Below are 10,337 nucleotides of genomic sequence, written 5' to 3' on the forward strand. Positions count from 1 at the left end.
GAAAACCTTTATCTTCGACTCCAGCAGCACATCCGAGGCCACGTCCACCGCCCCCGTGGGGACCACCAGCAGGTCGGCCCCCAGCCGGTCGGAAGCCTTCTGGATGCTCGACCCGACGCTGAGTATGAAGGACGCTCCGAATACGAGGATGGATACCAAAAGACCGATGGAGACGACAAGGACAGCTGGTCTGAAGGATTTTCTCTTAAGGTTCTTTACGGCTACGCTGAAAAGGCTGAACTTCACTTTTCTCCTTCCGGTAAAAGGCGGGCACCCTATTAGTCTAAGACAGGATGCCCGCCTTTTTCAACGTCTCGTCCCGGACAAACCGGCGGTCGAACCGCCGGCGGCCGGACCGGTCGCTACTTCCAGTTGGCCTCTACCCCGCAGAGGGCGGCGTCGAAGTGCATGCCCATCTTGCTGTGACAAGCGGAGCAGACGGAAACGGACTTGCCGACCAGCTTCTTCGCGTTGATGTCGTAAAGCTGCAGCGTACCGTCCTGGTTCTCGCCGGGTGTCCTGAGCGTCAGCACCGCGTACTTGCTGTCAGGGGTGCCGATGGCGTCGTGGTTCTCGCCTTCGTTCATCATCTCCCTGTCAAGGAGCTTCAGGTTCTTGGCATCGAAGAGGTAGAACCTGTCGGCGCCGGACTGCAGGATGTACTTGCCGTCAGGAGTGTAGTACTGCCTGAAGGTAAACGTCCCCGACTCCGTCGGGCCGGTGCCGCCCGGGCTCGCGGAAACCGTGTTCTTCGCCAGCACCTTCACCTTGCCCTTCACGAGCGAGGGCAGGTCCAGAAGGAGCATGTCGACCTTGCCGCTGCGCGCCGCCGGAGCGTCGGGCTTCGCCCATTTCTCGGTCCTGTTAATCGTGACGACGAAGGCCTTGTAGTCAGGCGAATTCGTCCCGTGGTAGAAGAAATAATTGTTGTCGTAGCCAAGTCCGTCGAGGAAGACCCGGTGCTTCAGCTCGAGGGTCTTCTTGTCCCGCACGTCGATGTATGCGGGGTTCGTCATGGTCACGTCGATGTAGTCGTCCTTCGTCTGCCCGGAAGCGCAATAGATGGCCCCGTACCACTTGACGCTGGGGTCGAGCTTGACTTCAAGGTCCTTGGTCTTCTTGCCCGTGGTAAGGTCCGTCTCACCCACGTGCAAGGTGCGGCCGTCCTTGATGGTCTTGTCGACCTTGTAGGTGGACCAGTACATCTTGGTCCTGTCGTTGTCGTCAATCCTGGGGTCGTGCGTCGGATGGGTCTTCGCGGTGCCAATGTCGATCTTGTCCAGGCTCGTGACGGTGATGGGGTTCTCTGTGTTCGAAGGGTCGATTTTAATATGGGCCTTTGCGAAGTGCCCCCCCATGCCCGCCACATAGACGGTGCCTTCGTACGTGGCCGTGCTCTTCGCGCTCGCCACCGGCGCGTCTTTTGCAGTGCTGGTATACGCCAGGTAGCCGGCAAACACGAGAAGCAGACAAATACCAAAAACCAGGATTTTCTTCATCGATTTCCTCCCCGTTCATTTATACTGGGTCCTTACCGTGAAAAGCGGGTTCCTCTCCCGTTATCACCCCCCTTGCGCAAGAAAGGATTGAGATTCCAAGGCCTGCCGTTTTGCCAGTATAGCGAAAATATAACCCTTATTCAACATGAAATTCAAGGTTTAGGGAATCTAATACCATGAAAAGTTGCATTTTTCGCGCGCTCGGCGGGGGAATGACAAAAAAACTGTCCTTTTCATATGCGGTCCTCCTCTCCGAGGAATATGCTTGCTCTCAGTCTTTATGCTAAAGGACCCGTGTGAAGATGGCGTGAGGGCTTTATGAAGAAATGTGAAGGCACACAAATACTTGTGTGCCTTCCTTCCGGGGGGAGTGCTAGTGCTTTCCGGTGAAGCGTCCTGGAGTTTCCGGGTCAGTCCACCTTTACCGTGCGCCTTTGCGCCTCGGCCTTCTTGGGAACCGAAATCTCCAGCACCCCATCGCGGAAGCTGGCCTTGGCGTTGGCGGCGTCCACGCCCGAGGGCAGGGCGAAGGTCCGGGCGAAGGAGCCATATCTCCGCTCGTGGCGGTAATAGTCCTTCTCCTCCACCTTCTCTTCCTCCTTCTTCTCCCCCGAGATGGTGACCTCGGCCTCCGTGACGTCAACACTCAGCTCTTCCTTCTTCACACCCGGCAGCTCCGCCTTGACGACCACCTGGTTGTCCCTCTCGAAGATGTCCACGTCGGGGAAGCCCGGCGCGCCCCAGAAACCCGCCCGAGGCCATTCGGGCATGAACCGCTCGAACATGCGCTCCATGTCCTCAAAAACGCTCAACGGGCCTCTTCTCCTGTAGGGCGCTACTTCTCTGGTTTCTCTTTCTTTCTCGGCCATTTCTGTCCCCTCCTCTGTGTGAGTTCATCTTGTAGCGAAACGCCCTTACTGAAAAGAGCGTATCACATGTCCGGACACCTGTGAAGATTGAAAAGCAGGGGCAAAAGAAGGTCCGGGAAGGAAAAAGCGGCCAAGCCCGGGATAAACCATCCTGGTCCAACCGAAATCGGCCCGGGTCCCCTTTTGCGGCACAGGAAGGTCCGGAACCTGCCAATGGACGACCATTCCCACCATTTGCAGTCCCATTCATTCAATGATACGCTCTGAATCAGCGGGTTGGAGATGCAAGATAGCATGAGTTCAAGGTTTCCTCAGTAGTTTTTGACCGATTTTTTCGCCGGCAACCGGCGTCTGACCACCCGGGTTTTGCAGGTGACGGCTCAAGGCTAACAAGTCCTTTCAGGAGGTTAAGGTCGATGGATAAACCCACCATGTTCGAGCCCTATCGGGCCACTCCGGATATTGACGTCCTGCCCGCCTATTTTCCCGTTCCCGGGTTCGGGGTCCTTCCCGTTAACTCCTTTGTGCTCAGGGCGGCCGAGCCCGTCCTGGTGGACTCTGGAATGGGCGTTCTGGGTGATGCATTCATGGAGAAACTTTCATCGGTTATCGACCCCGGAGACCTCAAGTGGCTGTGGCTTACCCACACCGACCAGGACCACGTCGGGAGCCTCTGGCAGGTCCTCAAAAGGGCTCCGAAGCTCCGGGTCATAACGACCTATCTCGGAATGGGAAAAATGAGCCTGTACAAGCCCTTGCCCATGGACAGGGTGCTTCTGTTGAACCCGGGACAGAGCATTAGCGTGGGGGACCGCAAGCTCACTGCGATTAAGCCGCCCACCTTCGATGCTCCCGAGACCACCGGCTTTTACGACCCCAAGGCCGCCGCCCTCTTCAGCGCGGACTGCTTCGGCGCCCTCATGAAGAATCCCGTGGAAAGGGCGGCCGATATCAGCTCCGGGGAGCTGAAGGAAGGTCTGTCCACATGGGCCACGGTGGACTCTCCATGGCTGCACGTGGCCGACAGGGCCCTGCTGGACAGGGCGCTTGACGGCGTCCGTAAGATGTCCCCGAAGCTCATTGTAAGCAGCCATCTACCCCCGGCCACGGACATGACCGAGGAATTATTGGGCCTTCTGGCCGCAGTACCCGGGGCGGAACCCTTTGTCGGGCCCGACCAGCAGGCGCTGGAAGCGATGATACGGGAAGGAGGGGGACAGTAGCGCCGTGGATGCCTGAACCGGCTTAATCTATCAAAAAGTGTCAGCCGAAGTCGCTGTTTTGAGACCTAGGCATCTTCTCCTTCCTCCTTTATGACCATCATGGTGGTGGGCACACCGTTTTTCATCAGGGGCCCCCACCGGCGCCTGAAGCCCAGCCTTGCATAAAACCCCACGGCGTAATTCGAGGAGTTCACCGTAAACTCCCCACTGCCCCCGGCCGCGAGAGCGGCCTCCCGGGCTACCTGGAAAAGGCGCCTCCCGAGGCCGCGCTTCTGCACCGAGGTGTCCACGAAGAGATGATAGACGTGCCGGTTGTCCTCCATGCCCACCACGCCCACCACCCGGCCCTCCCCCTCGGCCACGTGATAGCGGAAGCCCTTCCTCATATTCTCCTTTATGGACTCCGTGGAGGAGGCGGCAAGGAGCTTCCGGGCGCCCTCTTTGGTGCACTGGGGGATGATGAACCGCCGGGAAAGGGACGTAATGAGGCCGCTCACGGCGTGGGCGTCCTCGCAGGATGCCTCCCGGACGCGCACGTCCGCCACAGACAGTTTCAGGTGCAGCGCCTTTACCGGATTTCTATCCGGTGCACGCCCCTTTTCTTCATCCATATGACGATTTCCGCTATCTCCAGGTTCGAGGCCAGGGCGATACACCCGTTGGTCCAGTCCAGGGAGGCAACAGGCTCGAACACGGACTGGTCCTGCCAGGGGCCGTGTATGCCGATGGCCCCGCCCGTGTAGCCCTGCTCCCTCTGCTCCTCGGTGGGATAATTAATGGGGATGAAGGCGAAGTAGTTCTCCGAGAGGCGCGGCTCCCCCAGGGTATAGGTCCCCAGGGGCGTCTTCTCGTCCCCCTGCCTGTTCTTGCCCACGCCCTTCCGGCCCAAGGCGACCCGATAGGACCGGAAGACCTCTCCCCTCTGGCAAAGGAAAAGCTCTCCCGCCCCCGTATCCACGACGATGCGGGAGACCCCATCCGGGCACGAGCCCGGGGCGGACGCTCCCGCCAGCGCACACATCCAGAACACCGCGGCCACCGTCAGGGCCGCCGCCCTGCACGGGAAAGAAAAAACACGCCTCGCCGTCATGAAGGAGCCCTCACGAGGAACAGTATACTGGAGACGACGCCCCGGGGCCACCCCTTAGGAGAGCCCTGCCCCGACGTCCGCGCTTTCCAGAAGCGCCCGGGCAAGCCGCGCCGCCCCCCATTTGTCCAGGGGCTCGTTGCCCGAGCCGCACTGGGGGTCCTGCACGCAGGAGGGGCATCCGCTTTCGCAGGGGCACTCCGTAATGACCCTTCCGGTAGCCGCGAACCAGTCCCTGAAGAGGCCGAAGACGTGGCGGCTCAGGCCCACGCCGCCTTCATGCCCGTCGTAGATGAAAATGGCGCTGCGGTTGAATTTCGGATAAAGCGGATAACTGAGGCCGCCGATGTCGTTCTTGTCGCAGAGGGCATAGAGGGGGATGGCCGAGATGGCCGCGTGCTCGAAGGCGTGCAGGGTCCCCGGGAGGTCGAAACCCTCCGCCTCCACGGACGCCACCATATCCTCTGCCAGGATGAGCCAGATGCCCTCGGTGTCGAAGCCGTATTCGGGCATCTCGAGCCGGCTTCTGCCGAGGGAGCGGCCGTCGAAAAGGCCCTTCTTGTCGTAGCCCACCACCCTGTAGCGCATGCTGAGGCTTCCTTCATGCAAGGAGAAGCCCGTGAGCCTCTTTTCCCCGTACTGGCGGCGGACCTCCGTGTCCTCGTCGGTGAGGACCCGCGTGTAGTAGGAGACATCCACCTCCCGGGCAAAGACCTTTCCGGCGCCGAGGTCCAGCTCTTCCACCCTGTACTGCCGCCCCCGGTGAAGATATATCGCCCCCGGAAATGCCTCCCTGAAAACACGGAACCCGCTGACCTCCCCTACTCTCTCCTTCCCGGCGTAGATGGTGAACGTGGGACCCACGGAGCGGATTCCCACCTGCCTGTGGGGCAGGCGGACCCCCGAAAACCAGATGTCCCCCTCCTTCCCCGGCCTGAGCCTTCCCTCCCGCACCAGCTCCCGCACGGTGGGGGCAAGGGCTTTCATGTCATAGACCTGGTCGTCCTCCCCCAAGTAGACCTCCTGGGCCGCGCAGGGAAGGTGGGCCTTGAGAATGTCCTTGTTCAGGGGGTCGATGACCGCGGCCTCATGGGGTTTCCCGAAGAAGGCATCGGGGTGGCGCATGAGGTACTGGTCCAGAGCGTCCTGGATGGCCACCATGGCCACGAAGGAGTCCTGCCCCCGCCGCCCCACCCTGCCGGCCCTCTGCCAGGTGCTGCTTACCGAGCCGGGATAGCCCACCAGGACGCAGGCGTCAAGCTCTCCCACGTCCACCCCGAGCTCGAGGGCGCTGGTGGAGACCACGCCCCGAAGCTCCCCCGTGAAGAGCCTCTCTTCTATCTCCCGCCTCTCCGAGGGCAGAAACCCCGCCCTGTACGGGCTGACGGCGTCCTCGAGGGCCGGCGCCCTTTGCACCGCCCAGGAATAGATGAGCTCGGTTATCTTGCGGGCCTTCGTAAACACGATGGTCCTCAACCCCTGCTCCAGGCACGCGAGAAAGAGATGGGTGGCCGCCGTGTAGGGGCTGTCCAGGGCCTCGGCGAAAACGAAGTGCACCCTGCCGCGGGGGGCTCCGCTCTCACCGACAACGCTGAAAGGCAGCCCCACCAGGTCCCGGGCGAAGGCGCCGGGGTTGGAGATGGTCGCCGAGGCGGCCACGAACCGGGGATGGGAGCCCCACCTGTGGGCGATGCGCCTGAGCCTCCGCATTATCTGGGCCACGTTGGAGCCGAAGACCCCCCTGTAGGTGTGGATTTCGTCAATAACCACGTAGCGGAGGTTCCGGAAAAAGGTCTCCCACTTGGGGTGATAGGCGGCGAAGGCGTAATGGATCATGTCGGGGTTGGTGAAGACGACGCTGGGCGGGTTCTCCCGGATCTTCCGCCGCCGATAACTGGAGGTGTCCCCGTCGTAGACGGCCCCGGCGTTCTCCAAGCCCAGGGCCCCGGCCAGCTCCAGGAGGTTGCCCAACTGGTCCTGCTCCAGGCCCTTCAGCGGAAAGATATACAGGGCCCTGGCCTCGGGCTCCTTGAGTACGGTCTCCAGGACCGGGAGGTTATAGACGAGGCTCTTGCCGCTTCCCGCCGGGGTCATGGCAACCACGTTCTCGCCCCGGCGCAGGCGCGTAACGGCCTCCACCTGATGGGTGTAGAGCCGCTCTATGCCCTTGTGCCGGAGGGCTCCGCTTAACCGTTCGTCCAGCGGCAGGTCGGCGTAATTCGCAGGGCGGGGCTCGATGTACCTGTGCTCCCGCAGCCGGAGGCGGAGGGATTTTTCCTCCCCCAGGGAGCGCACAAAAGCGCCGATGTCCATGGAGCTTCATCCCTCCCGGGGCCGGGAATGCGCCCGGCGGGGAGCCGGGCGTGCGATGGCGTGATTTTCAGCTTTCTACGCGTTCGCTGGGGTTCAGGGCTTCCCTCAGGGCCTTGCCCGCCTTGAAGCGGACGGCCTTCTTCTCCGGAACGTCCACGCTCTCGCCCGTCTTGGGGTTCCTGGCCTTGCGCGGGCCCCGTTCCTTCAGCCTGAAGTTCCCGAAACCCCGTATTTCTATCTTTTCGCCCTTCTTCAAGGCATCCTTGATGCTGTCAAAGACGGTCTCTATCACTATCTCCGTCTGTTTCAGCGTCAGGCCATCCACTCTTTCCGCCACTCTCTCGATAAGAGCCGATCTCGTCATGTCTGCTCCTCCCTACGGACTCATCATGTATTGCAGTCTTATATGGGGGAACACCCGGGCAACCCCGCCCGAGAGGGTCCCGCTCAAAAAGTCCAACAGCCCTTTCTCCTTTTCCCTGGTCACGACGTGGGGCCTGCCCTCGATGCCGCCCAGTTCGCCCGCCACCCTGATGGCGTCCTCGAGGCCTCCGAGCTCATCCACCAGCCCCGCCTGCACGGCCTGGCTTCCGGTGTATATGCGCCCGTCGGCGAGCCCTCGGACATCCTCCAGCGGGATGCTCCTGGAGAGCGAAACATCCTGGACGAACTGCTCATAGACATTGTTAATGACGCCCTGGAGAACTTCTCTGTCCTTCTTGCTCATGCTCCGGAACGCCGAGGCGATGTCCTTGAACTCCCCGCTCTTGATAATCTCGGTCTTTACCCCCACTTTATCCATAAGTCCTTGAATATTCGGTATTTCCATTATAACACCAATGGAGCCCGTCAGTGTGCCGGGGTTTGCGACGATGCGCGTCGCGGGCGCCGAGATGTAGTAGCCGCCGGAGGCGGCCACGGTGCCCATGGAGACCACCACGCTCTTGGAGGCGGCCAGGCGCTGGACCTCGCTGAAAATCTCCTGGGAAGGGGCCACGGCCCCGCCGGGGCTGTCCACCCTGATGACGACGGCCTTCACGGAGGAGTCGCCCCGATACTTCTCCAGCTCGTCCACGTGGCTTTTCGCCTCGACGATGGGGCCCTCGATATACACGAGGGCCACCTTCTGTCCGATAGGGATGCCTTCCCGGGACAGGACGGCCACCAGGACGCTTACGGCGATGATGAAGATGAAAAGTCCCGCCAGAATGAGGCAGAGCTTCTTCACTGACTGGCCCCGCCCACGTTCCTCATGCTGAGGCCGATCTTCTTGTTGGCCAGGTCCACCTTTATGATGCGGGCCTGGATGGTATCGCCTTCCTCGGCGGAGAGCGCCTCGTCCGGCAGCTCCGAGGAGTAGACGAGTCCTTCCACCTCCCCGTCCAGCTCAACGAAGATGCCGAACTCTGTCTTCCGGAGCACCTTGCAGTCGCACTCGTCCCCGAGGCAGAACTTCTGGGGTATGTCGTTTATCCAGGGGTCCGGCTGTACCTGCTTCATCCCCAGGGCGATGCGCTCCTTTTCGGGCTCCACGCCGAGCACCACCGCCCGGACCGTCTGTCCCTTCTTCAGGACTTCGGACGGATGGCGGATGTGCTTCGTCCAGGAAATGTCGGAGATGTGCACAAGGCCGTCGACCCCCTCGGGCAGCCCGACGAAGGCGCCGAACTCCGTGATGCCCCGCACCTGCCCCTCTATCTCCTGGCCGGCGCGGTAGCGTTCGGCGACCAGCTCCCAGGGGCTGGGCTTCAGCTGCTTGAGGCTCAGGGAAAGCCTCCGGTCATTCTTGTCGGCCCGGAGCACCAGGCACTCCACCCGGTCCCCCACGTTCAGGTACTTGGAGGGGTGCTTCGGCCGTGCGGCCCACTCTATCTCGGAGGCGTGCACCAGCCCCTCCAGGGCCTCCTCCACTTCCACGAAGGCCCCGTAATCGGTAATGCTCACCACCGTGCCCGAGACCCGCGAGCCGGGGGGGTACTTCTCGTCCACGTTGCTCCAGGGGTCCGGCATCTTCTGCTTGTACCCGAGGGTGACCTTCTCGGTCTCGCCGTCGTAGTTCAGTATCATCACCTCTATCTCCTGGCCGATTTCGAAGTGCTTGGACGGATGGGTGATGCGGCCCCAGGAGATGTCCGAAATGTGCAGGAGCCCGTCGATGCCCCCCAGGTCCACGAAGACGCCGTAGTCCGTGATGTTCTTGACGGTGCCCCCGAGGATGGCGCCCTCCACCAGTTTCGCCAGGGTTTCCTGCTTGAGCTTCTGGCGCTCCTCCTCCAGATACAGCCTGCGGGAGACGATGACGTTGGAGCGGCGGCTGTTGACCTTTATGATTCTTACCCGCACCGTCTGCCCGACCATGGAGTCCACGTCGCGAACGGGCCTGATGTCCAGGTGAGAGCCGGGCAGGAAAGCCTTGATGCCGGAGATGTCCACGAAAACACCCCCCTTGGTCTTGTCGCAGATAATGCCGTCCACGTCCTTCTGCTCCTTCAGGCACTCCTCGACGAACCCCCAGGACTTCACCTTGTTCGCCCTGTCCTTGGACAGCGCCACCATGCCCTCGGAGTCGACGATGGACTCGACATAGACCTCCATGCTCTGGCCCGGACGGAGCCCAGAAACCTCCTCGGGGGAGAATTCGTGTATCTTGACCATCCCCTCGGATTTATAGCCGATGTCCACGATGACCCCCTCGGGCTTTACGGAGACGATCGTGCCTTCCAGGATGGAGCCGGGCTCAACACCCTGAAAGGTATCGGCATAAAGTTTCTCGAGCTCTTCGTTCCTAAGTTCCATTACAGACACATCCTCCCATATCATGAATTCGATTTTTCACTTCATTTATGATCCAGTCAGGGGTCGAGGCCCCTGCCGTAAGTCCCACCCGCTCGGAGCCGTGGAACCACTCTTCCCTGATCTCCCCGGCGGTCTCGATGTGATGCGTACGGACCCCCAAAGAGGCGCACAGCTTGGCAAGCTGCGTCGTATTGGCGCTGTTCTTGCCCCCCACCACGACCATGACGTCGGACTCACGGGCTATCTCCTCCGTCTCCTTGAGCCTGAGGGCGGTGGAGTTGCAGATGGTGTTGTACACCTTCAGCTCCTTCGTCCGTCCGACCAGGAAGGCAACCAGCCTCCTGAGGTTCTCCACCTGCTGGGTCGTTTGCACCACGATGCCCAGCCTGCGCCCTCGCGCCGCGGGGAAGTCTTCGGGCCGGCTCAGCACTACCACGCCGTCCCCCGCGTAGTCCATGAGGCCCTTTACCTCGGGGTGCTCTCTGTCCCCCAGTATAATCACCCGGTAGCCTTCTTCCCTAAGAAGTTTAGCATAATATTGAGCTTTTTT

11 protein-coding genes are annotated in these 10,337 nt (G+C 61.2%); 1 reads left to right on the plus strand and 10 read right to left on the minus strand.

Annotated features, from left to right (window positions below; translation table 11 throughout):
* The 3 genes from P8Y39_10285 to P8Y39_10295 all read right to left on the minus strand — a co-directional run.
* Positions 1 to 246, minus strand: a 246-nt coding sequence (locus P8Y39_10285; protein MEJ2192713.1) for an ABC transporter permease, incomplete at its 3' end; no start/stop codon positions are given.
* Positions 247 to 362: 116 nt separating this feature from the next.
* Positions 363 to 1,499 carry a hypothetical protein gene (locus tag P8Y39_10290; protein ID MEJ2192714.1) on the minus strand — a complete coding sequence of 379 codons (1,137 nt, stop codon included), beginning with the start codon at positions 1,497 to 1,499 and terminating at the stop codon, positions 363 to 365.
* Between the two features lie 410 nt (positions 1,500 to 1,909).
* Positions 1,910 to 2,368, minus strand: coding sequence for an Hsp20/alpha crystallin family protein (locus P8Y39_10295; protein MEJ2192715.1), 459 nt, complete (start codon positions 2,366 to 2,368; stop codon positions 1,910 to 1,912).
* A gap of 416 nt (positions 2,369 to 2,784) precedes the next feature.
* Here P8Y39_10295 and P8Y39_10300 point away from each other — a divergent pair, with 416 nt between their 5' ends.
* Entirely contained in the window at positions 2,785 to 3,591 is an 807-nt protein-coding gene (locus P8Y39_10300; GenBank protein ID MEJ2192716.1) for an MBL fold metallo-hydrolase, read from the plus strand.
* 65 nt (positions 3,592 to 3,656) lie between these two features.
* Here the strand turns inward: P8Y39_10300 and P8Y39_10305 are convergent, their stop codons facing one another.
* The 7 genes from P8Y39_10305 to P8Y39_10335 form a co-directional block, all read right to left on the minus strand.
* On the minus strand, positions 3,657 to 4,202 hold the full coding sequence (locus P8Y39_10305; protein MEJ2192717.1) for a GNAT family N-acetyltransferase: 546 nt from the start codon (positions 4,200 to 4,202) through the stop codon (positions 3,657 to 3,659).
* Positions 4,160 to 4,681, minus strand: a complete 522-nt coding sequence (locus P8Y39_10310) for a L,D-transpeptidase family protein (GenBank protein MEJ2192718.1) — start codon at positions 4,679 to 4,681, stop codon at positions 4,160 to 4,162. Before P8Y39_10310 ends, P8Y39_10305 begins: the two co-directional genes overlap by 43 nt.
* Before the next feature lie 54 nt (positions 4,682 to 4,735).
* Positions 4,736 to 6,991 carry a DEAD/DEAH box helicase gene (locus P8Y39_10315; GenBank protein MEJ2192719.1) on the minus strand — a complete coding sequence of 752 codons (2,256 nt, stop codon included), beginning with the start codon at positions 6,989 to 6,991 and terminating at the stop codon, positions 4,736 to 4,738.
* A 67-nt stretch (positions 6,992 to 7,058) separates the two neighbouring features.
* The gene (locus P8Y39_10320) at positions 7,059 to 7,355 is read right to left on the minus strand and encodes an integration host factor subunit beta (protein MEJ2192720.1); all 297 of its coding nucleotides are present in this window, start codon (positions 7,353 to 7,355) and stop codon (positions 7,059 to 7,061) included.
* 12 nt (positions 7,356 to 7,367) lie between these two features.
* Positions 7,368 to 8,219: a signal peptide peptidase SppA gene (gene sppA, locus P8Y39_10325; GenBank protein MEJ2192721.1), complete on the minus strand. Its 852-nt coding sequence runs from the start codon at positions 8,217 to 8,219 to the stop codon at positions 7,368 to 7,370.
* Complete coding sequence (locus P8Y39_10330; GenBank protein MEJ2192722.1) at positions 8,216 to 9,787, minus strand: 30S ribosomal protein S1; 1,572 nt, start codon at positions 9,785 to 9,787, stop codon at positions 8,216 to 8,218. Before P8Y39_10330 ends, sppA begins: the two co-directional genes overlap by 4 nt.
* A partial coding sequence (locus P8Y39_10335; protein MEJ2192723.1) for a 4-hydroxy-3-methylbut-2-enyl diphosphate reductase occupies positions 9,777 to 10,337 on the minus strand: 561 nt, incomplete at its 5' end. The genes P8Y39_10335 and P8Y39_10330, both read right to left, overlap by 11 nt.

It is taken from the genome of Nitrospirota bacterium (assembly GCA_037386965.1).
GTDB lineage: Bacteria > Nitrospirota > Thermodesulfovibrionia > Thermodesulfovibrionales > JdFR-86 > JARRLN01.

What these genes read in the sequence shown, in the direction of transcription:
- P8Y39_10290 (MEJ2192714.1), bottom strand. Translation starts at nt 1,499, where the DNA reads ATGAAGAAAATCCTGGTTTTTGGTATTTGTCTGCTTCTCGTGTTTGCC.
- P8Y39_10295 (MEJ2192715.1), bottom strand. Translation starts at nt 2,368, where the DNA reads ATGGCCGAGAAAGAAAGAGAAACCAGAGAAGTAGCGCCCTACAGGAGA.
- P8Y39_10300 (MEJ2192716.1), top strand. Translation starts at nt 2,785, where the DNA reads ATGGATAAACCCACCATGTTCGAGCCCTATCGGGCCACTCCGGATATT.
- P8Y39_10305 (MEJ2192717.1), bottom strand. Translation starts at nt 4,202, where the DNA reads ATGGATGAAGAAAAGGGGCGTGCACCGGATAGAAATCCGGTAAAGGCG.
- P8Y39_10310 (MEJ2192718.1), bottom strand. Translation starts at nt 4,681, where the DNA reads ATGACGGCGAGGCGTGTTTTTTCTTTCCCGTGCAGGGCGGCGGCCCTG.
- P8Y39_10315 (MEJ2192719.1), bottom strand. Translation starts at nt 6,991, where the DNA reads ATGGACATCGGCGCTTTTGTGCGCTCCCTGGGGGAGGAAAAATCCCTC.
- P8Y39_10320 (MEJ2192720.1), bottom strand. Translation starts at nt 7,355, where the DNA reads ATGACGAGATCGGCTCTTATCGAGAGAGTGGCGGAAAGAGTGGATGGC.
- P8Y39_10330 (MEJ2192722.1), bottom strand. Translation starts at nt 9,787, where the DNA reads ATGGAACTTAGGAACGAAGAGCTCGAGAAACTTTATGCCGATACCTTT.